21 protein-coding genes and 1 pseudogene are annotated in these 25,029 nt (G+C 63.0%); 18 read left to right on the plus strand and 4 right to left on the minus strand.

Translation table 11 applies throughout. The features are described 5' to 3' along the window. Positions 1-323: 323 nt before the first annotated feature. Positions 324-1,268, minus strand: a complete 945-nt coding sequence (dsdC, locus tag AB5Y54_RS19260; protein ID WP_113069943.1) for a DNA-binding transcriptional regulator DsdC — start codon at positions 1,266-1,268, stop codon at positions 324-326. Positions 1,269-1,483: 215 nt separating this feature from the next. On the opposite strand from dsdC, the gene dsdA reads away from it, so the two are divergent. After that, positions 1,484-2,815 (plus strand): D-serine ammonia-lyase, encoded by a 1,332-nt coding sequence (dsdA, locus tag AB5Y54_RS19265; RefSeq protein ID WP_268426605.1) that lies wholly within the window; start codon positions 1,484-1,486, stop codon positions 2,813-2,815. 339 nt (positions 2,816-3,154) lie between these two features. Continuing rightward, on the plus strand, positions 3,155-3,331 hold the full coding sequence (locus AB5Y54_RS19270; protein WP_010673631.1) for a hypothetical protein: 177 nt from the start codon (positions 3,155-3,157) through the stop codon (positions 3,329-3,331). A 66-nt stretch (positions 3,332-3,397) separates the two neighbouring features. Here the strand turns inward: AB5Y54_RS19270 and icd are convergent, their stop codons facing one another. Continuing rightward, positions 3,398-4,651, minus strand: coding sequence for an NADP-dependent isocitrate dehydrogenase (gene icd / locus AB5Y54_RS19275; protein WP_010673630.1), 1,254 nt, complete (start codon positions 4,649-4,651; stop codon positions 3,398-3,400). 410 nt (positions 4,652-5,061) lie between these two features. On the opposite strand from icd, the gene AB5Y54_RS19280 reads away from it, so the two are divergent. After that, the gene (locus AB5Y54_RS19280) at positions 5,062-6,153 is read left to right on the plus strand and encodes an alpha/beta hydrolase (protein WP_368154205.1); all 1,092 of its coding nucleotides are present in this window, start codon (positions 5,062-5,064) and stop codon (positions 6,151-6,153) included. An 84-nt stretch (positions 6,154-6,237) separates the two neighbouring features. On the opposite strand, the gene AB5Y54_RS19285 is transcribed toward AB5Y54_RS19280, so the two are convergent. Continuing rightward, positions 6,238-6,387, minus strand: a complete 150-nt coding sequence (locus AB5Y54_RS19285; protein WP_010673628.1) for a hypothetical protein — start codon at positions 6,385-6,387, stop codon at positions 6,238-6,240. A 557-nt stretch (positions 6,388-6,944) separates the two neighbouring features. On the opposite strand from AB5Y54_RS19285, the gene AB5Y54_RS19290 reads away from it, so the two are divergent. From AB5Y54_RS19290 to AB5Y54_RS19360, 15 genes are all read left to right on the plus strand, one after another. Continuing rightward, positions 6,945-7,238 (plus strand): hypothetical protein, encoded by a 294-nt coding sequence (locus tag AB5Y54_RS19290; RefSeq protein WP_042879347.1) that lies wholly within the window; start codon positions 6,945-6,947, stop codon positions 7,236-7,238. 246 nt (positions 7,239-7,484) lie between these two features. Further along, positions 7,485-9,605 (plus strand): hypothetical protein, encoded by a 2,121-nt coding sequence (locus AB5Y54_RS19295; RefSeq protein WP_368154207.1) that lies wholly within the window; start codon positions 7,485-7,487, stop codon positions 9,603-9,605. A gap of 3 nt (positions 9,606-9,608) precedes the next feature. Then, entirely contained in the window at positions 9,609-10,370 is a 762-nt protein-coding gene (locus AB5Y54_RS19300) for a DUF3142 domain-containing protein (RefSeq protein WP_182957685.1), read from the plus strand. A 7-nt stretch (positions 10,371-10,377) separates the two neighbouring features. Then, positions 10,378-10,572 (plus strand): hypothetical protein, encoded by a 195-nt coding sequence (locus tag AB5Y54_RS19305; protein WP_180320999.1) that lies wholly within the window; start codon positions 10,378-10,380, stop codon positions 10,570-10,572. Next, positions 10,569-11,036: a GNAT family N-acetyltransferase gene (locus AB5Y54_RS19310; protein WP_323917652.1), complete on the plus strand. Its 468-nt coding sequence runs from the start codon at positions 10,569-10,571 to the stop codon at positions 11,034-11,036. Before AB5Y54_RS19305 ends, AB5Y54_RS19310 begins: the two co-directional genes overlap by 4 nt. 82 nt (positions 11,037-11,118) lie before the next feature. Further along, positions 11,119-12,027 (plus strand): 23S rRNA pseudouridine(2457) synthase RluE, encoded by a 909-nt coding sequence (gene rluE / locus AB5Y54_RS19315; protein WP_368154209.1) that lies wholly within the window; start codon positions 11,119-11,121, stop codon positions 12,025-12,027. A gap of 64 nt (positions 12,028-12,091) precedes the next feature. After that, positions 12,092-12,559 (plus strand): NUDIX hydrolase, encoded by a 468-nt coding sequence (locus AB5Y54_RS19320; protein WP_039039255.1) that lies wholly within the window; start codon positions 12,092-12,094, stop codon positions 12,557-12,559. A 158-nt stretch (positions 12,560-12,717) separates the two neighbouring features. Continuing rightward, the gene (mnmA, locus tag AB5Y54_RS19325) at positions 12,718-13,824 is read left to right on the plus strand and encodes a tRNA 2-thiouridine(34) synthase MnmA (RefSeq protein WP_010673619.1); all 1,107 of its coding nucleotides are present in this window, start codon (positions 12,718-12,720) and stop codon (positions 13,822-13,824) included. 211 nt (positions 13,825-14,035) lie between these two features. Further along, positions 14,036-14,647, plus strand: coding sequence for a high frequency lysogenization protein HflD (gene hflD / locus AB5Y54_RS19330; protein ID WP_010673618.1), 612 nt, complete (start codon positions 14,036-14,038; stop codon positions 14,645-14,647). 30 nt (positions 14,648-14,677) lie between these two features. Then, entirely contained in the window at positions 14,678-16,048 is a 1,371-nt protein-coding gene (gene purB / locus AB5Y54_RS19335; RefSeq protein ID WP_010673617.1) for an adenylosuccinate lyase, read from the plus strand. A gap of 152 nt (positions 16,049-16,200) precedes the next feature. Further along, the gene (locus AB5Y54_RS19340; RefSeq protein WP_102948718.1) at positions 16,201-17,331 is read left to right on the plus strand and encodes a cupin domain-containing protein; all 1,131 of its coding nucleotides are present in this window, start codon (positions 16,201-16,203) and stop codon (positions 17,329-17,331) included. 404 nt (positions 17,332-17,735) lie between these two features. After that, a complete protein-coding gene (gene pykF / locus AB5Y54_RS19345) occupies positions 17,736-19,148 on the plus strand; it encodes a pyruvate kinase PykF (RefSeq protein WP_010673615.1) in 1,413 nt (470 codons plus the stop codon). Positions 19,149-19,297: 149 nt separating this feature from the next. Then, positions 19,298-22,615, plus strand: coding sequence for a mechanosensitive channel MscK (mscK, locus tag AB5Y54_RS19350; RefSeq protein ID WP_113978176.1), 3,318 nt, complete (start codon positions 19,298-19,300; stop codon positions 22,613-22,615). Positions 22,616-22,735: 120 nt separating this feature from the next. Then, positions 22,736-23,344: a LysE family translocator gene (locus tag AB5Y54_RS19355; RefSeq protein ID WP_279976701.1), complete on the plus strand. Its 609-nt coding sequence runs from the start codon at positions 22,736-22,738 to the stop codon at positions 23,342-23,344. Positions 23,345-23,401: 57 nt separating this feature from the next. After that, positions 23,402-24,400 carry a beta-propeller fold lactonase family protein gene (locus AB5Y54_RS19360; RefSeq protein WP_368154210.1) on the plus strand — a complete coding sequence of 333 codons (999 nt, stop codon included), beginning with the start codon at positions 23,402-23,404 and terminating at the stop codon, positions 24,398-24,400. Positions 24,401-24,429: 29 nt separating this feature from the next. Here AB5Y54_RS19360 and AB5Y54_RS19365 read toward each other — a convergent pair. Next, positions 24,430-25,029 (minus strand): annotated as a pseudogene (locus tag AB5Y54_RS19365) (ISL3-like element ISAeme19 family transposase); the annotation flags it as partial.

The following is a 25,029-nucleotide window of genomic DNA, read 5'->3' on the forward strand; positions in this document are numbered from 1 at the left end:
TGTCACAGGGATAACACGATTTGAGAATAGCATGCCCATTGGATAACAACATAATGTTTTTATACCATCCGGCAGCGCTCTGACACCATATGGACATTATTCACCGTGGTTAATTCCCTGCCTGATACTTATTGGGAATACTCTCACAGACTTTATTTTCTATTTTCCCCGGTTAATCTCAGGCTCACCTCATCCGTTGCACACGGTGTTATCTCTTACCCGCGTCGCTCTGCGCCAGGTCATTTAGCAGCAGTGCCGGCCCTTATTGTACAAATAGTGCGCTCATGGCCATGACCTTCGCAGACAATAAACTAGGTCCCGTTTCAGGATGCCCCTTGCGCCTGATCCTGTATCCAGCGGATGAATGCCTGGATCTTGGGACACTGGCGATGAGGGAGGGTCGCCAGGTAATAACGCGGCTCGCAGCGCACCGCCATATCCGGGAAGGGCATCACCAGCGCTCCGCTCGCCAGCGCCTGGCTTGCCAGTTGCCTGCGCCCCATGGCGACACCGGCGTGGTGGGTGGCGGCAAGGATCGCCAGATCCGCTCGATCAAATCCCATGTGTGACGAGCAGACCTCCAGGGAGAGATGCCAGTGGCTCCCCCAGGTGCGCCACTCGTCGCTGTCGGTGTCCAGGCCCCAGGCCTGCCTGTCATGGAGCAGGCGGCACTGCTGCAGATTCCCCACCTCCCCCATCAGACCGTGGTCGCTGGCGTATTGAGGGCTGCACACCGGCACCATGAATTCATCCATCAGAGGGTGAATGGCCAGGCCCGTCGGGGTTCTGGCATCGAAGTTGAGGGTCAGATCGATGCCGTAGCCGTGCAGGTTTATGTGCTCGTTGCCCGTCAGCAGGTTGAGCTCGATGTGAGGATGCAGACGGGAAAAATCGGCGAGCCTTGGCACCAGCCAGCACTGGGCGATGGAGGGGCGCGAGTGCAGCGTCAGAGATCCCGACAGCGCCTGCTCCCTGATCTCCAGCACCTCCTGATTGATGAACTCCAGGGAGGAGGTGAGGGCCCAGAAGATGCGCTGCCCCTCCGTGGTCAAGGCCACCTTGCGGTGAAAGCGCTGGAACAGCAAAAACCCGAGCGCCTCTTCCAGGGCCGAGATGCGGTGGCTCACCGCGCTTGGGCTCAAGGAAAGCTCGTCGGCGGCGAGCGCAAAGGAGCCGTGGCGGGCCGCTGCCTCGAAGGTGTGGAGCCTGGCGAGCTGATGGCTGCTGAGCAGCTTGCTCCTCACCCCCGGGTGCTCATCGCGTTGCATGGTTGGGCCTCCCTCTCTTTTATCTGGCAGATGATACCAGAAGGGCGAGGTTTGCATTCACCAGGAAGACCCAACTCACCCGTATGCGAAGACACAGCAGGGTAGATGACCATTTGCATCAACTGTGCTCATCCAAGCGACGCGTTTTATCATTTGTCACGGCAACGCTGGCGCCGTTCAATGGGATGATTCCGCCACCACCCCGCGAGGCTTTCATGACACACACCGACATTGCCGGGCTCATCACCCGCTTTCCCCTGCTCGAACCGCTGATCGCCCTCACCCCTGTGACCTGGTTCAATCCGGGGGCCACCTCCCTCGCGGAAGGATTGCCCCATGTGGGGCTCACCCGGCACGATGTGGCCACCGCCTCCGCCCGGCTCGCCCGCTTCGCCCCCTACCTGTGCGAGGCCTTCCCCGAAACCCGCGCCAGCCACGGCATCATCGAGTCCGGGATCGCCGCCATCCCGACCCTGCTGGGGACCCTCAATGCGCGCTACGGCGTCGAACTCACCGGCAGGTTGCTGCTCAAACAAGACAGCCATCTGCCCATCTCCGGCTCCATCAAGGCGCGCGGCGGCATCCACGAGGTGCTGGCTCATGCCGAACACCTGGCCATCCAGGCTGGGCTGCTGCGCGAGACGGATGACTATCGCACGCTGTTCTCGGACGAGTTCCGCCACTTCTTCAGCCAGTACAGCATCGCGGTGGGGTCGACCGGCAACCTCGGCCTCTCCATCGGCATCATGAGCGCCCGCCTCGGCTTTCGCGTCACCGTCCACATGTCCGCCGATGCGCGGGAGTGGAAGAAGCGCAAGTTGCGCGAACATGGCGCCATCGTGGTGGAATATGCCGAGGATTACGGGGTGGCGGTGGAGCAGGGACGCAAGGAGGCCGAGCGCGACCCCAACTGTTTCTTTATCGATGACGAGCACTCCCGCACCCTGTTTCTCGGCTATGCGGTGGCGGGCGAGCGGGTGAAAAAGCAGTTCGACGAGATGGGCATCAGGGTGGACGCCGACCATCCGCTCTTCGTCTACCTGCCTTGCGGCGTCGGCGGTGGCCCGGGCGGAGTGGCCTTTGGTCTCAAGCTGGCGTTCGGGGACAACGTGCACTGCTTCTTCGCCGAGCCCACCCACTCCCCCTGCATGCTGCTCGGGGTCCACACCGGGTTGCACGATGCCATTGCGGTGCAAGACCTTGGCATCGACAACCTCACCGCCGCCGACGGCCTCGCGGTGGGACGCGCCTCCGGTTTTGTCGGCCGCGCCATGGAACGCCTGCTTGCGGGCTTCTACACCCTGAGGGATCAGGAGATGTACGACCTGCTGGGGCTCCTGGCCCGGGATGAAGAGATCCGGCTCGAGCCCTCGGCACTGGCGGGCATGGCAGGCCCCTGGCGAGTGGCCGCCAACCTTGAGTGGCAGAGTGGGCAGGGACTGGATGCTGCCAAGATGGCCGGGGCCACCCACCTGGTGTGGGCCACCGGCGGCGGCATGGTGCCCGCCGAGGAGATGGAAAAATACCTGGCCTGCGCCCGGATCTGATCTTTTTTTCGCCCCCGTGACCCGCCGACCTGGCGGGTTTTTCTGCTGCGAGATCAGCAAGATGGCACCTCAGCCCTCGCCCCCATGACACAGACGGCCAGACTGCTGGACAGCCTGATTTGTCATCCAGCCCCACCGACTGGTTATTTTGTGATACGATAGAGACCGTTTTTTGACATCTGCGCCCCGTTGTCCCCTTTTTCCGGTGAGATAACCACCGGATCCGGCGACCAACACCTGCCGGGCGCAGCACAACATGTACCCAGTTCGAATCGCTCCTGCGCTACCTTGACGCCAGGAGCACTCCCCTCTGGGCACCTTAGATAAGGAGATCGGGCGATGAAACAATATCAAAGCTGGTTGGGACAATATCTGATGAGCCGCCGTGACGGAGACCACGCCATGGCATCCGAGCTCGCCAGCTCCATCTGCGAATTCTGGCAGGCCCGTGGAGATGAGGCCGAGACCAGCAAATGGCAGCAGATCTACGAGCAGCACGTGGAAAAAACCACCTGACGACCTGCTCTCCTCCATAAAAAAACCGGCGCTCATGGCGCCGGTTTTGCATTTCAACGACCCGGATCACATCTGGTCGATCATGTCCTGGGCGAACTGGGAGCAGGAACGCAGGGTGGCGCCTTCCATCAGACGCTCGAAGTCATAGGTGACGGTCTTGTTGGCGATGGCCGCTTCCATCCCCTTGACGATGAGGTCAGCCGCCTCGGTCCAGCCCAGGTGGCGCAGCATCATCTCGGCAGAGAGGATGAGGGAGCCCGGGTTGACCTTGTCCTGGCCAGCGTATTTCGGCGCGGTGCCGTGGGTGGCTTCGAACAGGGCAACGCCATCGCCGATGTTGGCGCCCGGCGCGATGCCGATGCCGCCGACCTGGGCCGCCAGCGCGTCGGAGATGTAGTCGCCGTTGAGGTTCATACAGGCAATGACGTCATACTCGGCCGGACGCAGCAGGATCTGTTGCAGGAAGGCATCGGCGATGACGTCCTTGACCACGATGGTCTTGCCGGTCTTCGGGTTCTTGAAGGAGCACCAGGGGCCGCCGTCGATGAGCTGGGCATCGTACTCTTTCTGGGCCAGGGCATAGCCCCAATCCTTGAAGGCACCTTCGGTGAACTTCATGATGTTGCCCTTGTGCACCAGGGTCACGGAGTCGCGATCGTTGTCGATGGCGTACTCGATGGCGGCACGGACCAGACGCTCGGTACCGGCCTTGGACATGGGCTTGATGCCGATGCCGCAGGACTCGGGGAAGCGAATTTTCTTCACGCCCATCTCGTTTTGCAGGAAAGCGATCACCTTCTTGGCTTCGTCGCTGTCCGCCTTCCACTCGATGCCGGCGTAGATGTCTTCGGCGTTCTCGCGGAAGATCACCATGTCGGTCAGCTCGGGGTGCTTGACCGGGCTCGGGGTCCCTTCGTAGTAACGAACCGGGCGCAGGCAGACGTAGAGATCCAGCTCCTGGCGCAGGGCCACGTTGAGGGAGCGAATACCGCCGCCGACCGGGGTGGTCAGCGGGCCCTTGATGGCCACGCAGTATTCACGAATGAAATCCAGGGTTTCGGCCGGCAGCCAGGCACCTTCGCCATAGACATGAGTCGATTTCTCGCCGGTATAGATCTCCATCCAGGCGATCTTGCGCTCGCCTTTGTAGGCTTTCTCGACCGCAGCATTCACCACATTCAACATGGCCGGGGTCACGTCCACACCGATACCATCCCCTTCGATAAACGGAATGATGGGGTTGTGGGGAACCTGCAGCTTGCCGCTGGCATCGACTGTGATTTTCTGGCCCTGGGTCGGGATAACTACTTTGCTTTCCATCGGCATCTCCTAACTTCCGTTTGTTATCAATCTGATCGTTGCGCGCGGCCATCTTAAGCCCATCCATTTGCATAATCAAATAGCGGGCGTGCATGTCAGACCATAGTCGGGGAGTGGATCACAGTGCGCCTGAGGATCCCCTACTCCCTCGCTGCCCTCTGGTCCTGACGAGGCGCAGGCCCCGTCCATCCGGGCCTCTTCCTCTAGTGATGACAGCCTCTCCCTGCCCTCGCCGCCCCGAAGGCGCCATTCCCCCAAATCCCGTTCGCCTTTACATCGTCGTAACCCCTTTGGCGAGGCAAGGCGCGCCGGGGGACAGGCAGCCGGATCCGGACTAGGCTCTTTGCCAGTGATCGGGGCGCCCGGGGCGTGGCCGATCATGAAGAGAGCACGACAACAAGGAAAACACCATGTTTATCGTCACCAACCGGATGGTCAACGAGCAGGGCAAGACCCCCAGCGAGATCTTTGGCGAAAAACCCGCAGAGGGCCCCAACGAACTGCGCCTCGCCGAGGCCCGGCGTCAGGGCAAGCAGTGGCAGCTGGACCTGCTGCCGGATCAGATCACCGCCGAGATGGCCGCCAGCGTCGGCCTTGACCCCGACCTCCCCCACCCGGCCAGCGCCTATGTGGCGCGCAAGCTGCTGGAGCGCTGCGCCGGGACCGGCAGCACGGCCAAGCAGAAGCTCAAGACCGGCAAACACCTGCTGCTGTTCGTACACGGCTTCAACAACGATCTTGACGATGTGCTGGAACGGGCCGCGGGGCTCGAGGCCCGGTACGGCGTCGAGGTGCTCTGCTTCAGCTGGCCCGCCAATGGCGGCGGCGCCCGGGGCGTGCTGAGCTACAAGAGCGACAAGCGCGATGCCCTGGCCTCGGCCGGTGCCCTTGACCGGGTGCTGGAGAAGATGAAGGGGCTGCTCGACGAGTTCAACGGCCAGTATGTGACGCAACTGGAAGAGAAGGCCCAGAAGAAGTTCGCCGACAACGGCGAGGCCTGGGATCGCTACTTCGCCAAGGAGGTGAACAAGCGCTGCCCCTTCACCATCAACCTGCTGCTGCACAGCATGGGCAACTACCTGTTCAAACACCTGCTGGGCAGCACGACCTACCACGCCAACCAGCTGCTGTTCGACAACATCATCATGGCCGCCGCCGACACCAACAACGAGCTTCACGCCCAGTGGGTCGACCGCATCCAGTGTCGCAACCGCCTCTACATCACCATCAATGAGCGCGATGGTGCCCTGATGGCATCGCGCATGAAGATGGGGGAGCAGCAAAAGGTGAGGCTCGGCCACTACACCCGGCGGCTGGACGCCAGAACGGCCACCTATGTGGACGTGACCAATCAGCCCCATGTGGGGGACTCTCACGCCTACTTCGAAGGGGATGCCCTCGCCAACGAGAAGGTGCTGCGCTTCTTCCACACCGTCTTCAACGGCGGCACCGGCGAGAGCGCGGAGCTGTTCGATGCGGCCCAGAACCTCTATCGCCTCTAGCCACTGCGCAAAAAAACCACCGCCCCAAACAGGGCGGTGGTTTTTCATTATGCGCTCACTTGGTGGCCACAAGGCCGCCAGGGGCTAGTGTTCTGCCGCTTCCGGCTGGGGCGCTTCGCTGCGCTCCCGTTGCAGTTCATCGACCCTGGCCTGCCATCTGTCCTGGGCCTGTTTTTGCCCCTGGGACTCGAATTCCTGGCGCATGGTGTCGATTTTTTGGTCAAGTTTTTCCATCAGGATGTCTCCTTACATCTCGGGTTACACACTGGCTGACGGCACTGTTTGGCCAACCTGCTCACCCGATTGGACACCAGGTTTTCCCCAATTGTCCAACAAAATAAACGATTGATTATGCAAAAACCAATCTATAAAATGGGTTAAAGCTCCTTATGAAACCCCATCGTTCACCCTGAAAACGCCTGATAAAAACACCATTTTTGCCATTTATATCAATACCTTGATATTTATCACTCGCTCAATGACGCCCTTGAGATCGGCATGATGAGTGTATGCACATTTTTTTCACAAAAACGCCCCGCTCTCCGGGTTTTGCGACCGGAAAGGCCCCCTTGTCCATCCAAAAATGCGATAGGTTATGACGCAACCCATCTCTTTAATGGATAGATAATCCCCAACCCCGGCCCTGCGGCTTGCCAGCCCGACCACCAGCAGGTTCGCTTGTTACCCATCCGGGCATATCCCGCCCCACTCCCGCCCCGATAAAATGGGGCCGCACCGCGCCTGCTGAGCGGGTTGTTGCCGCCCTCATCCCCTCTCGTCGGAGTCATGACATGGATCTCTTCTGGTGGTTTGCCCTGCCCGTCGCCGCAGGCACCTTCTATGGGTGCTATTTCTGGAACCAGCGCCATGCCCAGCCCGACTGGCTGCGTCTGCCTACCCGCGCCGACTACCTGCACCAGCATCCCGAATGCGCCATCGACGATGAACTGGGGGCGCGCTGCTGCGCCTGCGGCTCCGACAAGGTGCTGGGCCACCCCCAGACCGGCTGGCCTGATCATCGCTTTCGCCACACCTGCCTCGCCTGCGGCAAGGCGCTCTTTCGCACCGAAGAGCCCCCTATATAAGTATCCACATTCGCCCTTTTTGTATGGCGATGTATGGCGATGGCAGATGCTGACACCTGCAAAGCAGCAAAGAGCACGCGCTCGGGACAGGGGCATGGCGCAGGCGTCTTGACAGGGAGAGCGCAGACCAGGTCAGAATTGGTTGTCGTTTGTGACCCTCTTTCGTACTATTGCCCGCCACTGCGAACCCCCTTTTCCGGCCCGGGCGTCATGCACGGCGCGGGCCCACAAACGGATAGCGATCCCATGACATCTCTGACCCACTGCTCGGTGCTGGCGATGACGCTGGTTGCACTGCCCGCTCTCGCCTCCGGCGACGGTGACGGGTGCGGCTTCTGGCTCACCGACTGCCCTCTCCCCACCTATCCGCTCTATCTCAACGAGAACGACACCCGGGGCAACCTGCTGATGCTGCTGGGGGATGCCCAGCATCACCCCCTCCCCTTCACCCTGCCGGCAGCTCCGCTGAACGAGCGCAGCCAGCCGCTGTTCTACCTCACCCGCCTCCCCCAGCCGGAGGAGGTGGAGGACCCGGCGCTGCGCGAGCAGCTCGGCAGCCGGCTGGCCGCCTACGACCCGTCCCTCCCCCCGCTGCTCGAGCACTACGCGGGCCATGACTCCCTCTACGGCCACGCCATCTCCAACTCCCTCTCCTCGGTCAGCGCGTTTCTGGACGCCCTCGAGCAGAGCGAGGTGCCCGCCCCGGAGCGCACGTCGCTGCTGCGAAGCCGTCTGCTGATCCTGGGGCAGCAAGAGAGCCCGGCCCCCGCGACCGAAATGAGCGGTGCTGCCCTGGAGTGGCAGGGGTATCTGCAGGCTGCCCGGCACTTCTACGAGAGCCGCTTCGAGGAGGCCCGCGCAGGCTTTGCCGCCTTGCCGCAGGCCAAGGCCCCTTGGGTGGCCGAGAGCGCGACCTACATGGTGATGCGCACGGAGATCAACCTCGCGATGAAAGAGGCGAAGGACGAATACGGCGATCAGGACGTGACCAGGAGCGACAAGGAGGCCCTTCGCCGCGCCATGGCCCAGGGTCAGGCCTATCTGGTGGCCTACCCGCAAGGGCGCTACGCCAGCTCGACCAGAGGACTGTTCAGACGCATCCAGTGGATGTCCGGTGATCTCGGCGCCCTGCGGGATGCCTATGACGAGGCCATGGCAACCCGCCAGCCCTTGCCGGCGCTGGAGGCTCTGGTCAACGAGATCGATCTCACCCTGCTCAGTGGTGATGCCTATCGCCATCAGGCGGCCTATCAGGACTCGGCCCAGCCGGCGCTGCTGTTCGTCAATGCCCTGCGGGGTCTCAGACCGACCTATGAGCGGCCGCGGGACTGGCAAGATGCCCAGCTGGACGACGCCATCGCGCACCTGCAAAAAACCGGTCACCAGGCGCAGGCGGCCTATCTCAAGGCCTACGTCCTCTTTTTGGACAAGCAGTTCGAGCAGGTGCTGGCCCTGCCCTCCCCCGGGCAGGAGGACGCCACCCTGGCATTCAGCCACCAGATGCTGCGCATCTGGGCCTGGCAGGGCATGAAGGCCTTCGACAAGGCCGAGCAGGCCCTGATGGCGCTGGTGGCCTCCCCCCTGGGTCAGGCCCAGCAGGCGTTCGTGGAGAACGTGCTGGCGGATCACTGGGTACGCACCGGCAACACGGCCGCCATCTTCCAGCCGGGTAGCCCCATCACCCAGCTGCGCATCCGCGCGGCCGTGCTCAAGCAGGAGGCCGAACCCGCCCTGTTGCGCCAGCAAGCCAGTCAGGGCCCGAGCGCGGCGGAGCGGCAGATTGCGCTCCATACCCTGCTGGTGCGGGATCTCATCGCCAACGACCCGGCCACCTTCTTGCAGGATGTGGCCCTCATCCCCGCCGATTACAAGGAGGCGACCCCTCCCGCCGACGCGCCCTGGGAGCCCGTGCCCAACGGGGATGTGCGCCTCTCGGCGTTCCAGTGGCGCGGAGAGGGGACGCCCCAGGGCTACCACTGCCGGGATCTGGCCCAGACCCTTGGCACTCTGGTGCAGCGCCCCGACGATGGTCATGCCCTCAACTGCTTCGGGGAGTACCTGCGCAGCCGGGATCCCCATATCGACCTGTGGCAGGATCGCGAGATGATCTGGGGGCTGGCGCAAGACGAGCGTCCCACGTTCCCGAGTCGCCTCGCCCTCTATCAGGCCGTGATGGCCAACCCCAAGGCGGAGCCCGAAGACAAGAGCTATGCCCTCTATCGCGCCATCCAGTGCTATGCCCCCTCCGGCTACAACAGCTGCGACAGCCAGGAGATCCCCAAACGCACCCGGCAGGCCTGGTTCAACACCCTCAAGCAGCGCTATGGCAACTCGGTGTGGGCCAGATCCCTCAAATACTACTGGTGAGCCATGAGCAGCCCCCCTGAACGCGCCCTGCTGGCGCTGCTGCTGACGACCCTGGCCACCCCCCTTGAGGCCAGTGTCGATGCCAGCGCCTATGACGCCTTCTGGCTCTGGTCCGCCACCCGCCACCAGCCGGTACTGGAACAGGCCAGCACCCTCTATCTGCATCAGGGGGAGATCCTGGACAGACCCGGCGGCCCCCGCTTCGTCAAGCTGGGGCGGGTTCCCTTCCCCCTCAAGGCCGGGCAGGTCTGGCTGGTGGTGCGTGTCAACGCCCTCCCCCTCTCCCCCGCCCACGAGCAGGTGCTGGTGCGCCTCTACGAGGGGTGGCGCGCGGCCGGGGCCAGGGTGGCGGGCATCCAGATCGACTTCGATGCGGCGACCCGCCAGCTCGATCGCTATGGCAACGCCCTGCAACAACTGCGGCGTGCCCTGCCTCCCGGGTGCAAGCTCAGCGTGACGGGGCTGCTCGACTGGGCGAAAACGGGGGACGTGGCAGAGCTCAATCGCCTGCCCGTGGACGAGCTGGTGATCCAGACCTATCAGGGCACGCGCACGGTGCCGGGCTATCAGGCCTATCTGCCCGCCATGGCGCACCTGACCATCCCGTTCAAGGTAGGGCTGGTGCAGGATGGGGAGTGGGATCCCGCCTGGCAGACAACACTGGCCGCCTCCCCCCACTACCGGGGTGAGGTGGTCTTCCTGCTCAACCGCCCGGCGCCGCTCCCGGGGACCAGCGCCCTTGTTCCCCGGCATGACGCCCAATGAGACGCGGGTGAACCCCATCGGGACACAGGGGCAAGGGCGTGCCCACAGCAAGCAGCAGTGGCAGACCCAGATCCAGCTGATGGCATCCACACCGGGCGAGATGCCGTACGAGAGGAACGCCGCCCGAGCCACCACATCGGTCAAGCACGCCATCGTGCTGCGCGCCGCGCGCCGTCATAAACAGGGAGAGAAACAAGGATGACGTTTGTCGAGATGAACCCCGCCCACCTGCCGCTGGCCCTGCTGCTGGAGGCCGATCCCGCCGCGTCGCGCATCGCCGCCTACCTGCCCGGGGCCTGGGGCTTTGCCGCCCTGGCGGACAACGAGGTCGTGGGGGCCTGCGTGGCGGGCCTGGTGGGGGAGCAAACCGCCGAGATCTTCAACATCGCCGTTGCCCCCAACCGCCAGCAGCAGGGCATCGGCTCCGGCCTGCTGCGCTTCGTGCTGGAGAACCTGACCGGGAAGGGGATAGGCCGCGTCGAACTCGGTACCGGCAGCTTCGGCCACCAGCTCACCTATTACCAGCGCCACGGCTTTCGCGTCCATGCCGTCGTGAAGGATCACTTCCTCATCCACTATCCCGAGCCCCTGATGGAGCACGGCATCCAGCACAAGGACATGCTGCGCCTCTCCCTTGCACTGGCGCCGGACACCGCCTCCCCCTGACCCGAGAGGGAAGCCCCGCTCTCCCCCTGATGGCCGCCCCCTGTGGTACACTCCGCCATCCCCTGTTTTTGGTAGGCATGCGATGAAATCAGCCCGTCCCCGTCTCTCCCTCTCCGCCCGCCCTGACGCAGGCCGCACGGCCAGCGGGCCCACCACGGTGCACCTATCCGAACGCCGGGAGGCCCGGCACGCAGGGAGAGTCAACGAGCGCAAACCGGCCCCCGCCCCGGCGGATCGCAAGCTGCTGCTCTTGAACAAGCCCTACATGGTGCTCTGCCAGTTCACCGACGAGGCGGGCCGCGAGACCCTCAAGGATTACATCACCGAGCCCGGCATCTATGCCGCGGGCAGGCTGGATCGAGACAGCGAAGGGCTCTTGCTGCTCACCAACGACGGCAAGTTGCAGGCGCGCCTCACCCAGCCGGGAGAGAAGACCCCCAAGACCTACTGGGTGCAGGTGGAAGGCATCCCGAGCGAGGAGAAACTGGCCGCCCTTCGCGCCGGTGTGGAACTCAACGACGGCATGACCCTGCCCGCCGGGGCGCGCATCATGGATGACCCTGCGGTGTGGCCACGTAACCCGCCTATACGCGAGCGCAAAGAGATCCCCACCTGCTGGCTCGAGATAACAATCGTGGAGGGGCGCAACCGCCAGGTGCGGCGCATGACCGCCCACATCGGCCACCCCACCTTGCGCCTCATCCGCTACGCCATCGGGGAGTGGACCCTCGATGGGCTGGCACCGGGGGAGAGCCGCGCCCTGCCCGCCCCCGAGCTGGCACCCGCGCCACGACCAGCCGCCACGCAAGGCAAACCACGGGCATCCGCCGCAGCCGGGGGCACTGGCCGCCGCGCCCCCCGCACCGCCCGGCCAACAGATCAGGATCCACGCCAAGGGCGGGAGCGCCGCGGGGCAGACCCGCGCCCCGGCAATCGCAGCGGCGGGCGCACCACCGCCCGCCGTCCGGCTCGCACCAAGCCCTCTGAATGAAGGCGACAGCGGATCTGCATCGAGCGCCCCTGCCGGGGCACAGCCAACAAGACAAGGAGTCCTTATGAGCGATCACCCACCGCTGCCCACCCGCCTCACCGTGGCCGCTCTGGTGCACTGGCAGGGGCGTTTCTTGCTGGTGGAAGAGGAGATTGCGGGCCAGCGCCGCTTCAACCAGCCCGCCGGCCACGTGGAGCCGGGAGAAGATCTCATCCAGGCGGCCTGCCGCGAGCTGAAGGAGGAGACCGGACTCACCGCCGCGCCCACCGGCTGGCTTGGGGTCTACCTCTTCAAACCGGCGGACAGCGAGGCCACCTTTGTGCGCACCGCCGTCATCTTCGACCTTGAAAAGTCGCCCGGTCAGCACCATCCAGAGGATCCCGACGGTGACGTACTGGCCTGTCACTGGCTCAGCCTGGAGGAGATTGCCGAGTGCAAGCCCGCCCTGCGAAGCCCATTGGTGTGGCAGTGTATCCAGGACTATCTGGCAGGCACCCGCCTGCCGCTGTCGGCCCTCAAGGCCTTTATCTAAGCGCCATTGGACGCTCTTTTTGACGCTATGGGGCCGAGACAAGAAAAACGATTTCCCGCCACCGGGCTTCCAAGGGGAACGGTGGCAGGGAGATGTGACCGGGGGCGCAAAACTCTGGTAGAATACGCCCCGTTTAAACGAACTGGTAACTTCGACTAATGACAGACAACAGCCAAATCAAGGTGATCGTCGGCATGTCCGGCGGCGTGGATTCTTCCGTCTCGGCCTACCTGCTCCAGCAGCAGGGCTATCAGGTCGAAGGCTTGTTCATGAAGAACTGGGAAGAAGACGACACGGACGAGTACTGCTCTGCCGCCCAGGATTTGGCTGATGCCAAGGCCGTCTGCGACAAGCTGGGGATGAAACTCCACACCATCAACTTCGCCGCCGAATACTGGGACAACGTGTTCGAGCACTTCCTGGAAGAGTACAAGGCGGGTCGCACTCCGAACCCGGACATCCTGTGCAACAAGGAGATCAAGTTCAAGGCGTTCCTGGAGTTTGCCGCCGAAGAGCTGGGGGCCACCTACATCGCCACCGGCCACTATGTGCGCCGTGACGACAGCACCGGCCGCCCGCGCCTGCTGCGCGGTCTGGATACCAACAAGGATCAGAGCTACTTCCTCTATACCCTGAGCGAAGCCCAGGTGGGTCAGAGCCTGTTCCCGGTCGGGGATCTGGAAAAACCCGAGGTGCGCCGCATCGCCGAGCAGCTGGATCTCATCACCGCCAAGAAGAAAGACTCCACCGGCATCTGCTTCATCGGTGAGCGCAAGTTCAAGGACTTCCTGGCCAAGTTCCTGCCCGCCCAGCCCGGTCCCATCGAAACCGTGGACGGCAAGATCATCGGCGAGCATCAGGGGCTGATGTACCACACCCTGGGCCAGCGCAAGGGGCTTGGCATCGGCGGTCGCAAAGATGCCACCGAAGAGGCCTGGTACGTGGTGGACAAAGAGGTGGAGCGCAACACGCTCGTGGTGGCACAAGGGGAACACCCCCGCCTCTACTCCGACGGCCTGGTCGCGAGCCAGCTGCACTGGGTGGATCGCACCCCCATTCGCGCGCCGCGCCGCTGCACCGTCAAGACCCGTTACCGTCAGGAAGATATCCCCTGCCTGATCCAGCCCATCGACGATGAGACCATCCGGGTCATCTTCGACGAGAAACAGGCTGCGGTGACCCCGGGCCAGTCCGCCGTCTTCTACGACGGGGAAGTGTGTCTGGGCGGTGGCATCATCGAACAACGTTTCAGCCATCCGGTCTAAGGGCTGGGCGCTCACGAGCGTCCGCGCTGTACTCCCTTCTCCCCTCGTGGGAGAAGGGTTGGGGATGAGGGGGTAACCACCCTCACCCTGACCCTCTCCCTGAGGGAGAGGGGACAAAGAAAAACAGTACCAGGCAGCGATACATGATTGGCAACGTCCAGGCCGGATCATGGCATCGGCCGGTGAAAGAACAGAACAGGGCCATGAAGATATGAGCGACAAATTCCAAGACAGAACCATGGCCTTCGCAGGCATCTGCCAGGCCGCCTATCTGGTGCAGAAAGTGGCCCGTGACGGCTCCTGCGACGAAGCCTCCCTGCGCGAGAGCCTGCAAAGCATTCTGGTCACCAACCCCACGCAGCCGCTGGAAGTGTTCGGCAGCCACCTGGCCATTCGCGACGGCTATCGCGCCCTGGTGGAACAGCTGGGGGCCGACGGCAGCCAGAAGAATGCCGAGCTGACCCGCTACGTGGTGAGCCTGATCGCGCTGGAGCGCAAGCTCGCCAAGCGCAAGGACATCCTCAACATGCTGGGGGAGCGGATCAGCCAGATCGGCCGCCAGCAACAGCATTTCGATCTGCTCGACGAGCAGATCCTGGCCAACATGGCGAGCATCTACAGCGACCTTATCAGCCCCATCGGGCCCCGCATCCAGGTGGCGGGCACCCCGCTCTTCCTGCAGCAGCCCCTGGTGCAGCACAAGGTGCGCGCCCTGCTGCTCGCAGGCATCCGCGCCGTGGTGCTGTGGCGCCAGCTCGGCGGCAGCCGTACCCAGATCATCTTCGCCCGCAAGAAGATGGTGGAACTGGCCAAACGATTTTAACCCCCACACCAATCATCAGGAGTTCACCCCATGGAGCTGTCCGCGCTGACTGCCGTTTCCCCGATTGACGGTCGTTATGGCGACAAGGCCGATGCCCTGCGCCCTATCTTCTCCGAATTCGGTCTGCTGCGTTTTCGCGTCGAAGTCGAGGTGCGCTGGTTGCAAAAACTGGCCAGCCACGCCGGGATCCCGGAAGTCCCTGCCCTGAGCGAGGCAGCCAATGCCGTGCTTGACGGCATCGTCAGCAACTTCAACGAGCAGGATGCCGCCCGCATCAAACAGATCGAGCGCACCACCAACCATGATGTGAAAGCGGTGGAGTACTTCCTGAAAGAGAAGGTGGAAGTGAACCCGGAGCTGGCCGCCGTCAGCGAATTCATTCACTTCGCCTGCACCTCGGAAGACATCAACAACAACTCCCACGGCCTGATGCTGAAGACCGCCCGGGAAGAGGTGATCAAGCCTTATTGCGAAAAGCTCATCAGCGAGATCAAGCGCCTGGCCGTCGAGTACCGCGACATGCCGCTGCTCTCCCGTACCCACGGTCAGCCGGCGACCCCGAGCACCATGGGCAAGGAGATGGCCAACGTCGCCTACCGTCTGGAGCGCCAGCTCAAGCAGATCATGGCGGTGGAGCTGCTGGGCAAGATCAACGGTGCCGTGGGCAACTACAACGCTCACATCAGCGCCTACCCGGATGTGGACTGGCACCAGTTCTCCGAGGAGTTCGTCACCTCCCTGGGCCTGACCTGGAACCCCTACACCACCCAGATCGAGCCCCACGACTATATCGCCGAGCTGTTCGACGCCCTGGCCCGCTTCAACACCATCCTGATCGACTTTGACCGTGACGTCTGGGGTTACATCTCCCTGGGTCACTTCAAGCAGCGCACCATCGCCGGCGAAATCGGCTCCTCCACCATGCCCCACAAGGTCAACCCCATCGACTTCGAGAACTCCGAAGGCAATCTGGGTCTGGCCAACGCCGTGTTCCAGCACCTGGCGAGCAAACTGCCCATCTCCCGCTGGCAGCGTGATCTCACCGACTCGACCGTGCTGCGCAACCTGGGTGTGGCGGTGGGTTACTCCCTGATTGCCTATCAGGCGACCCTGAAGGGCATCTCCAAGCTGGAAGCCAACGCGGACGCCATGGCCGCCGATCTGGACGCCAACTGGGAAGTGCTGGCGGAACCCATCCAGACCGTGATGCGCCGCTACGGCATCGAGAAGCCCTACGAGAAGCTCAAAGAGCTGACCCGTGGTCGCCGCGTCGACGCCGAAGGGATGCGCACCTTCATCGACACCCTGGAGTTGCCGGAAGCGGTCAAGGTCGAGCTCAAGAAGCTGACCCCGGCCAACTACATCGGCGACGCCCAGCGTCTGGTTGATCTGCTGAAATAAGTGATGTAACCGAACCGGCGGGGGCTCTGTCATGACGGCAGGGCCCCCGTTGATTTTGGCCCATTTGATATGATCACCCTCTATCGGGCCATTTCAGAGCCCTTGCCCAAGCCCGCCTTGGGCAAGCCCTCTCACAAGATACGAGAAGCACCATGTACCAACTCAATCTGGATATCGCTCACTTCCTCGAGCACTACTGGCAGAAGCGCCCGCTCCTCATCAAGGGCGGTTTCACCGACTTTCAGGATCCCATCAGCCCGGACGAGCTGGCGGGTCTGGCCATGGAGGAGGTGATTGAATCGCGCCTGGTCACCCGCTTCAACAACAAGTGGGAGGCGGCCCACGGCCCCTTCGAATCCTACGATCACCTGGGGGAAGAGAACTGGACCGTGCTGGTGCAGGCGTGCAACCACTGGGTACCCGAGGTGCACGAGCTGGCGGTGCCCTTCCAGTTCATTCCGGGCTGGCGCTTTGACGATGTGATGGTGAGCTTCTCCACCCCTCACGGCGGGGTCGGTCCCCACATCGACAACTACGATGTGTTCATCACCCAGGGTCAGGGCAAGCGCCACTGGCGGGTCGGCGATGCCAAGCCCTTGAACGAGTTCGCCGCCCACGCCGCCCTGCTGCACTGCGAGCCGTTCGAGGCGATCATCGACGTCATCATGGAGCCGGGCGATATCCTCTACATCCCGCCCGGATTCCCCCACGAGGGCTACGCCATCGAGCCCTCCCTGAACTTCTCGGTGGGTTTCCGCGCGCCGGACGCCAAGGCCCTTGTCTCCTCCTTTGCCGATCACCTGATCGACAACGAGATCCGCACCGACCGTTACGGCGACCCGGACCTCCAGCCCCGCGCCCGCCACGGGGAGATCCAGCCCCATGAGCTGCACCGCCTGCGGGAGCTGATGCAACAGGCCCTCGACGACGAGACCCTGTTCAAGGAGTGGTTCGGCACCATGATCTCCGAGGCCAAGCACGATCTGGACGTCAATCCGGTGGAGCCGGACTACAGCGCCGACGAGGTGGCCGACCTGCTGAGCCAGGGGGAGCCCGCCATCAAGGTGCCGGGGTTGCGCAGCGTCTGGTTCAGCGGCGAGAGCCGCACCTGCTACATCGACGGCGAAGCCTGGACCCTGCCAAGCGAGGATCCGGCCGCCATCGCACTCCTGTGCGACAAGGACATCATCACCCAGGACGCGCTGGTGGAACTGGCCGATCAGGCGGGCTTCCTGCAACTGCTGACCCGGCTGGTCAACCGCGGCTACTGGTTCTTCGGCTGATCCAGAGGGCTGCCGCCCCTCCCGGCGTGCCGGGAGGGGCGGCGTTTTTTTCCGCTGTAGGCCAACCGGCTCCAGCCTTGCATTGCTTCGCCCTGACGCCGCGGGAGGGAGTGACTACACTGGATGACGGCCAACGGCATCGGGCCGGATCGCCCCGGCAAGGGGACCCTGTTGTTTGTCATTTAACAACATGGGATCGGGCAGGATGCGGGGCCAGAAATGGGAACCAAATGGCCTCAGTTGCGGAAAATCAATTATTTTAGCCCCTAAAATGAGCTGTGAGCGAAAACGTTATCTTTCAAATTGAGGCCGTTTTCGCTCAAAACGTTGTTTCTGGATCATAAAAAGTATCCAAAAACTGGTGTATATTGCACGGCGGAAATTCCTTAACCATGAAGACTGACATGAAAAAGACCAAAATCGTCTGCACCATCGGTCCCAAGACCGAATCCAAAGAAATGCTGGGCAAGATGCTGGATGCCGGCATGAACGTCATGCGCCTGAACTTCTCCCACGGCGACTACGCCGAACACGGTGGTCGCATCAGCAACCTGCGCGCTGTCATGGCCGAAACCGGCAAGCACGCAGCCATCCTGCTGGACACCAAGGGTCCGGAAATCCGCACCATCAAGCTCGAAGGCGGCAACGACGTCTCCCTGGTCGCCGGCCAGACCTTCACCTTCACCACCGACCAGACCGTGGTGGGCAACAAAGACAAAGTCGCCGTCACCTATGCCGGTTTTGCCAGCGACCTGCGCGTCGGCAACCGCATCCTGGTTGACGACGGCCTGATTGGCCTAGACGTCATCGAAATCACCGAGCGCGAAGTGATCTGTAAAGTGCTCAACAACGGTGACCTGGGCGAGAACAAGGGCATCAACCTGCCGGGCGTCTCCATCAAGCTGCCGGCCCTGGCCGAGAAAGACAAGCGCGACCTCATCTTCGGTTGCGAGCAAGGCGTTGATTTCGTTGCCGCTTCCTTCATTCGCAAGAAAGAAGACGTGCTGGAAATCCGTGAGCACCTGAAAGCCCACGGCGGCGAGAACATCCAGATCATCTCCAAGATCGAAAACCAGGAAGGCCTGGACAACTTCGACGAGATCCTGGCTGTCTCCGACGGCATCATGGTTGCCCGTGGCGACATGGGTGTCGAGATCCCGGTAGAAGAAGTGATCTTCGCCCAGAAGATGATCATCGAGAAGTGCAACAAAGCCCGCAAAGTGGTCATCACCGCGACCCAGATGCTGGACTCCATGATCAAGAACCCGCGTCCGACCCGCGCCGAAGCTGGCGACGTGGCCAACGCCATCCTGGACGGTACCGACGCAGTCATGCTGTCCGGTGAGTCCGCCAAGGGCAAGTACCCGCTGGAAGCCGTGACCATCATGGCCACCATCTGCGAGCGTACCGATGCCGTGATGCCCTCCAACCTGTCTGCTGCCAACGACAGCAACAAGCTGCGCATCACCGAAGCGGTCTGCAAAGGCGCGGTCGAGACCTCCGAGAAACTGGACGCCCCGCTGATCGTGGTTGCCACCGAAGGCGGCAAGTCTGCCAAGGCCATTCGCAAATACTTCCCGAAAGCCTGGATCCTAGCCATCACCACCAACAAGAAGACCGCTGCCCAGCTGGTGCTGACCAAGGGTGTGGTTGCTCACGTGGTTGACTCCATCGCCTCCACCGACGACTTCTATCGCATCGGCAAAGAAGCTGCGCTGGAAATCGGCATGGGCGTGAAGGGTGACGTGGTTGTCATGGTCTCCGGTGCCCTGGTACCGAGCGGTACCACCAACACCGCCTCCGTTCACGTACTGTAATCAGTCCTGAACCGATGAAAGCGGCGCCTGCGGGCGCCGTTTTTTTTTATCTCTCCCCCTGCTGCCCCTCTTGCGCCGGTGCTAGAATCCACGCGGATTTTACCCTGGTGGAAAATCCCCCGAACATCGCATAATCACCCGGACGCTTTATGCTCTCAACACGCTTCAAAAGAGCCTCGGCCACCCTGCTGCCGCTGCTCTGTTTACTCATCACCTTCTGGACCCCGAGCACCCTGGCGCAGGATCTGCCCCAGCGCGCCACCGTGCAGCGGGCGCTCGATGCCCTCGGCAAGTCGGACACCCCCACGGCCAGCCAGCAGGCGGACCAGAAGTTCCTGACTGATACCCTCTCCCTCCTCGACAGCATCGACAAGGAGAAGAGCAAGGCCAAAACCCAGAGCGAACGCCTGCGCACCCTGCCGGCAGAGCTCAAGGAGATCGGCGCCAAGCTCGACGCCCTGACCCAGGGCAAGAGCCCGGAGCAGCTCAAGAGCGAATACGCCACCATGAGCCTGGCGGAGCTCGATGCCCGCCAACCCGAGATCATGGCCAACATGCAGGCGGCCCAGGAGGCCCTTGGCACCATCGGCAGCCAGATCACCAACCTGCAGACCCTGCCGGAGCGGGCCCAGGCCAGCATGAGCCGCGCCTATCAGCGTAGCCAGGAGATCCGCACCCGCCTCAACGCCGGGGACGGGGTGAGCAGCGCCGAGAAAATGAAGCTTAATGCCGAACTGGCCCTGCTGGATCTGCAACTGGCCAACCTGCAAAAGGAGCTGGACAACCGCACCAGCATGCAGGATCTGGTGGTCAAGCAACGGGACTACCAGAGTGCCCGTCTCGCCAGTGAAGAGCAGAAACTGCAGGCATTGCAGGAGCAGAGCAGCGCCAAGCGCCTGGGGGATACCGAGAAGACCGCCGAAGAGACCGGCGAACTGGTGGCCGCCGAAGACAACCCCCTGGTGCAAAAAGAGCAGGAGCTCAACTACCAGCTCAGCCAGCAACTCATCAGCTCCACCAACAGCCTCAACACCCTGGCCCAGAAGAACCTGCAGGCGAAGAGCATGCTGGAGCGCGGCACCCAGACCGAGCGCAACCTCAACGAACAGGTGCAGATGCTCAAGGGCAACCTGCTGCTCTCGCGCATCCTCTATCAGCTCTACCAGCAACTGGAAGCGGCCCCCTCCACTCTGGTGAAGAACCTGGAGGAGCAGATCGCCGACCTGCATCTGGCCCAGTTCGAACTGAGCCAGCAGCGTGACCAGCTGTTCCAGAAGAACCAGTATCTGGACAACCTCATCGCCAGCAGCGGCGAGACGGTGAGCGACGAAGACAGGGCCAGCCTTGCCAAGCTCATCGACACCCGCATCGGCCTGCTGGATCAGCTCAACCGCCAGATGGATGCCCAGCTCACCAACGCCATCAGCCTGCAGCTGACCCAACAGCAGCTCACCCGGGTCTATGCCTCCATCGAGTTCACCCTGCAGCAGCACATCTTCTGGGTGAGCAGCAACAAGCCCATCGATGCCAAGTGGTTCATCACCTGGCCGGCCCAGGCCTTCAAGCAGGCCTCCGACTGGGTGCTGAAACCGGACTGGAGCGGTTGGGGCGACATGCTGCTGGCAGTCTCTCTGCTGGCACTGCCCCTGCTGCTGGTGGGGGGCCTGCTGCTGTGGAAGCGCGGCACCCTGCTCGAGCGCCAGAAGAAGATCGTCAAGGATCTGGGACGTTTTCGTCAGGACAGTCAGTGGCACACCCCCCGTGCCCTGCTGTTCACCGTGCTGCAACGCCTGCCGGGCACCCTCTTCATCCTGGCCGCCGGCCTGCTGCTCGCCTATTGCGGCCTGCTGAGCCCGAAACTCATCTTCCAGATCACCCTGAACCTGGCCCTCGGCTACCTGGTGTTCAGCGTCTACCTGTCGGTGATGCGACCGGGGGGCATCGGCGAGACCCACTTCCGCATGCCGCGGGACGAGCTGCAGGCCAAGCGCAACAGCATGCGCTACCTCTGGCTGCCCCTGCTGCCCCTCATCATGCTGTCGACCAAGGCGGTGGTGGAACCCTCCTCCCTTGGCAACGACGTCATCGGCCAGGGCATGACCATGCTGCTGCTGGGGCTGACCGCCTACCTGGTGCTGCCCATCTCCCGCGCCCGCATCAAGGGCGAGGCGAGCATGTTGCAGACCCTGACCGCCGTCTCCCTGGCGCTGGCGCCGGTGGCCCTGATGGTACTGGCAGCCCTTGGCTACTACTACACGGCCCTGAAACTCACCGGCAGGCTCATCGAGTCCTTCTACCTCATCATCATCTGGGGTCTGGTCTATCGCACCGCCCTGCGCGGTCTTGAGCTGGCGGCCCGTCGTCTGGCCTATCGCCGCGCGGTCGCCAAGCGGGAACACAAGACCCAGGAGGATGCGGAAGGGGGCGAAGCCATCGAAGAGCAGCCCATGGATCTGGAAGAGGTCAGCCAGCAGTCCCTGCGTCTGACCCGCATCATGCTGCTGCTGGTGTTCGGCGTCGCCTTCTACTGGCTCTGGTCTGATCTGGTGGCGGTCTTCACCTACCTCGACAGCGTGGTGCTGTGGCACAAGAGCGAGGGGACCGGGGCCAACGCCGTGCTCTATCCCATCAGCCTGAGCGACGTGCTGACCGGCCTGTTCGTGTTTGGTGCGGCTCTGTCGCTGGCCCGCAACCTGCCGGGCCTGCTGGAGGTGCTGGTGCTCTCCAAGCTGCGCCTCGCCCAGGGCACGGCCTACGCCTTCACCACCATGCTCAACTACGCCCTGATCGGGGTGGGCAGCCTGACGGCGCTGGCCATGCTGGGGGTCCAGTGGGAGAAGCTGCAGTGGCTGGCCGCCGGTCTCTCGGTCGGTATCGGTTTCGGCATGCAGCAGATCGTCTCCAACTTCATCTCGGGCATCATCATCCTGTTCGAGCGCCCGGTGCGGATCGGCGACACCGTCACCATCGGCACCATCTCGGGCACGGTCAACAAGATCAGGATCCGCTCCACCACCCTCACCGACTTCGACCGCAAGGAGGTGATCATCCCGAACCAGCAGCTGATGATAGAGCGGCTCATCAACTGGTCCCTGTCCGACACCGTCACCCGGGTCATCGCCCGGGTCGGGGTGGCCTATGGCTCGGATCTGGATCTGACCCGCAAGCTGTTGATGCAGGCCGCCATGGAGAACAGCCGGGTGCTGAAAGACCCGGCCCCCATCGTCTACTTCCTCACCTTCGGGCCCAGCACCCTGGATCACGAGCTGCGCTTCTTCGTGAGCGAGCTGGGGGATCGCAACCCGGCCATCGACGAGCTGAACCGCCGCATCGACGTGCTGTTCCGCGAGCATGGCATCGAGATCGCGTTCAACCAGATGGACGTCTACATCAAGAACATGCAGGGAGACGAACAGAAGGTGGAATCCCGCCCGGCGCTGCCGCCGGCGGGGAACCAGCCCGTCTGATCCCGCCCGCGTCACAGGCCCCCTCACGGGGCCTGTTTTTTTCTGCCCGCCCCCCGCCTTGGAAAGCGCAGATCGCCCCCAATATAGGGAAGACAACGGACTGTCTGCACGAGGAACCCAATGGACTCGCTCTACGCCGTGGTGCTCTTTGCCATCTCGGCATCGGTCACCCCCGGCCCCAACAACATCATGGTGATGAGCGCCGGCGCCAGCGTCGGGATACGCAAGAGCCTGCCCCTGCTCATGGGGATCTGCGTCGGCTTCACCCTGATGCTGTTGCTGGTGGGGCTCGGCTTTGGCCAGCTCTTTACCCGCTTCCCCGAACTCCACATGTTCATCAAGTGCGCGGGCACCCTCTATCTGCTCTATCTTGCCTGGCTCATCGCCCGCCCGACGGACGGGATGGCTGACAGCAACGGGGCCCGCCCGTTCGGCTTTTTCAAGGGAGCCCTGTTCCAGTGGGTCAATGCCAAGGCCTGGGTGGTTGCCACCGGCGCCATCGCCGCCTTCACCAGCGCGGGGAGCGACCCCTTTGAGCAGCACCTCGTCATCGCCCTGACCTTCTTCATCGTCTCTTTCCCCTGCGTCGGACTCTGGCTCCTGTGCGGTTCCCTGCTCAAGCGCTGGCTGGCAAACGATCTTGCCCGTCGCCGCTTCAACCAGGTGATGGCGGCCCTGCTGGCACTGTCAGTGGTGCCCGTCATTCGCGAGATCCTGATCCCCGCCTGAGACGCCGGGGCTCCCCTTTCCCTTGACCCGACGGACGGCCGTCGCAAAGGAGATGCAATGCAACAAGTGGTCTATGTGGCCAACCCGGTGAGCGGGTTGATCCATGTGTTTCGCCTCGAGGCAGGCACCCTCGCCCCGCTGCAGGAAGTGCAGACCGGCGGCGAGGTGCAGCCCCTGGTCATCACCCCGGACCGGCGCTGGCTCCATGCGGGGGTGCGCCCCGATTTTCGGGTGCTGAGCTTCCCCATCGCCGCCGATGGGCGGCTCGGGGCCCCGACCTCGGCGCCACTGCTCGGCAGCGCCTCCCACACCTGCACCGATGGGAGCGGCCGCCTCTTCTTTGCCGCCTCCTACGCCTTCAACCACGTCACCGTCTCCCGCCAGGATCAGGCGGGCCGGATGCAGCCCCCTCACCAGCGTCTCGACCACCTGATGGCGGCCCACTCGGTCACCTGGCTTGCGGGGCAAAACGGGGAGCAGGAGCTGCTGGTGGCCTGCCTGAAGGAGGACAGGGTGCGCCGCTTTGCCCTGGTGGACGAGAAGCTGGTTCCCCATCCCTTGGGGGACATTCACACCGCCCCCGGCGCCGGGCCCCGCCATCTGGCACTGCACCCGGACAACGGCGATCTCTATTGCCTCAACGAACTCGATGCCACCCTCAATCGCTACCACAGGGAGGCGGACGGACAGATAGTGGCGCGCGAGAGCCTGGACATGCTGCCCCCAGGCTATGAAGGGGAGCGCTGGGGCGCCGACCTGCACCTGACCCCGGATGGACGTTTTCTCTACACCAGCGAACGGGCCAGCAGCCTGCTCACCCTGTTCGGCGTCTCCCCCCAAGATGGCGCCCTCACCGCCCTCGGCCACTTCCCGACCGAGGCCTGTCCCCGGGGCTTTGCCATCGACCACAGCGGCCACTGGCTCATCGCGACCGGGCAGCAATCCCATGAGGTGGCGCTGCATGCCATCGACCCCGAAAGCGGCCAGCTCACCCCGGGCCCACGGAGCGAGGTGGGCAAGGGGGCCATGTGGGTGAGGGTGCTATCCCTCCCCTGAGATGGCGAAAAACGGGCATAAAAAAAGGTTCATCGCGGCTTTCCGGGGAAGGCCGCCTTGATTTTCAGAAAAAAGTATTCTGAGTCCCTAAATCCATATGCCATGCGCTTTATCACTTTGATCTTGTTGTTCACCCCTTCCAGCACACTCGTGTGCATCGGGTAGTTTGCACTCGCCAGGATCCCCCGCATATATTTCGATAAATTTCGACCAAATCGTTGCAGCGGCGCTAGCCCGCTTTCCTTCACCTGCCGCATCCAGCTCCGCCATCGTCGCCATCCTTCCCACACGCTCGGCGCATACCAGATGCCCTTCAACGCCTCTTTCAGCACGTACACCATCGCCAGCGGTTGATTCGCCGCCAACAGCTCCTGCAACTTCACATCCTGTTTTTCACTCAGCTTCGTCCGATTACGTAGCAGCAACCAACGCGCACTTTTGACCACTTTTCGCGCCGGTTTATCGCTTTTCAGTGCATTCGCCTGCTCCACTCGCACCCGGTCCACCACCTCTCGGCCATAGCGAGCCACCACGTGGAACAGGTCGTAGACCACCTCCGCCTGCGGGCAGTGTTGCTTCACCTCCAGGTCGAACGCCGTGTTCATGTCCATCGCCACCGCCTCAATCTG

Source organism: Aeromonas sp. s9 (assembly GCF_040907765.1).
Lineage (GTDB): Bacteria > Pseudomonadota > Gammaproteobacteria > Enterobacterales > Aeromonadaceae > Aeromonas > Aeromonas caviae.

Coding starts and splice junctions, on each gene's coding strand:
- mnmA (WP_010673619.1), top strand. CDS start 12,718: ATGACAGACAACAGCCAAATCAAGGTGATCGTCGGCATGTCCGGCGGC.
- AB5Y54_RS19355 (WP_279976701.1), top strand. CDS start 22,736: ATGGACTCGCTCTACGCCGTGGTGCTCTTTGCCATCTCGGCATCGGTC.
- hflD (WP_010673618.1), top strand. CDS start 14,036: ATGAGCGACAAATTCCAAGACAGAACCATGGCCTTCGCAGGCATCTGC.
- AB5Y54_RS19320 (WP_039039255.1), top strand. CDS start 12,092: ATGAGCGATCACCCACCGCTGCCCACCCGCCTCACCGTGGCCGCTCTG.
- AB5Y54_RS19285 (WP_010673628.1), bottom strand. CDS start 6,387: ATGGAAAAACTTGACCAAAAAATCGACACCATGCGCCAGGAATTCGAG.
- AB5Y54_RS19290 (WP_042879347.1), top strand. CDS start 6,945: ATGGATCTCTTCTGGTGGTTTGCCCTGCCCGTCGCCGCAGGCACCTTC.
- mscK (WP_113978176.1), top strand. CDS start 19,298: ATGCTCTCAACACGCTTCAAAAGAGCCTCGGCCACCCTGCTGCCGCTG.
- dsdC (WP_113069943.1), bottom strand. CDS start 1,268: ATGCAACGCGATGAGCACCCGGGGGTGAGGAGCAAGCTGCTCAGCAGC.
- AB5Y54_RS19280 (WP_368154205.1), top strand. CDS start 5,062: ATGTTTATCGTCACCAACCGGATGGTCAACGAGCAGGGCAAGACCCCC.
- icd (WP_010673630.1), bottom strand. CDS start 4,651: ATGGAAAGCAAAGTAGTTATCCCGACCCAGGGCCAGAAAATCACAGTC.
- dsdA (WP_268426605.1), top strand. CDS start 1,484: ATGACACACACCGACATTGCCGGGCTCATCACCCGCTTTCCCCTGCTC.
- rluE (WP_368154209.1), top strand. CDS start 11,119: ATGAAATCAGCCCGTCCCCGTCTCTCCCTCTCCGCCCGCCCTGACGCA.
- AB5Y54_RS19340 (WP_102948718.1), top strand. CDS start 16,201: ATGTACCAACTCAATCTGGATATCGCTCACTTCCTCGAGCACTACTGG.
- purB (WP_010673617.1), top strand. CDS start 14,678: ATGGAGCTGTCCGCGCTGACTGCCGTTTCCCCGATTGACGGTCGTTAT.
- pykF (WP_010673615.1), top strand. CDS start 17,736: ATGAAAAAGACCAAAATCGTCTGCACCATCGGTCCCAAGACCGAATCC.
- AB5Y54_RS19360 (WP_368154210.1), top strand. CDS start 23,402: ATGCAACAAGTGGTCTATGTGGCCAACCCGGTGAGCGGGTTGATCCAT.
- AB5Y54_RS19295 (WP_368154207.1), top strand. CDS start 7,485: ATGACATCTCTGACCCACTGCTCGGTGCTGGCGATGACGCTGGTTGCA.
- AB5Y54_RS19310 (WP_323917652.1), top strand. CDS start 10,569: ATGACGTTTGTCGAGATGAACCCCGCCCACCTGCCGCTGGCCCTGCTG.
- AB5Y54_RS19270 (WP_010673631.1), top strand. CDS start 3,155: ATGAAACAATATCAAAGCTGGTTGGGACAATATCTGATGAGCCGCCGT.
- AB5Y54_RS19300 (WP_182957685.1), top strand. CDS start 9,609: ATGAGCAGCCCCCCTGAACGCGCCCTGCTGGCGCTGCTGCTGACGACC.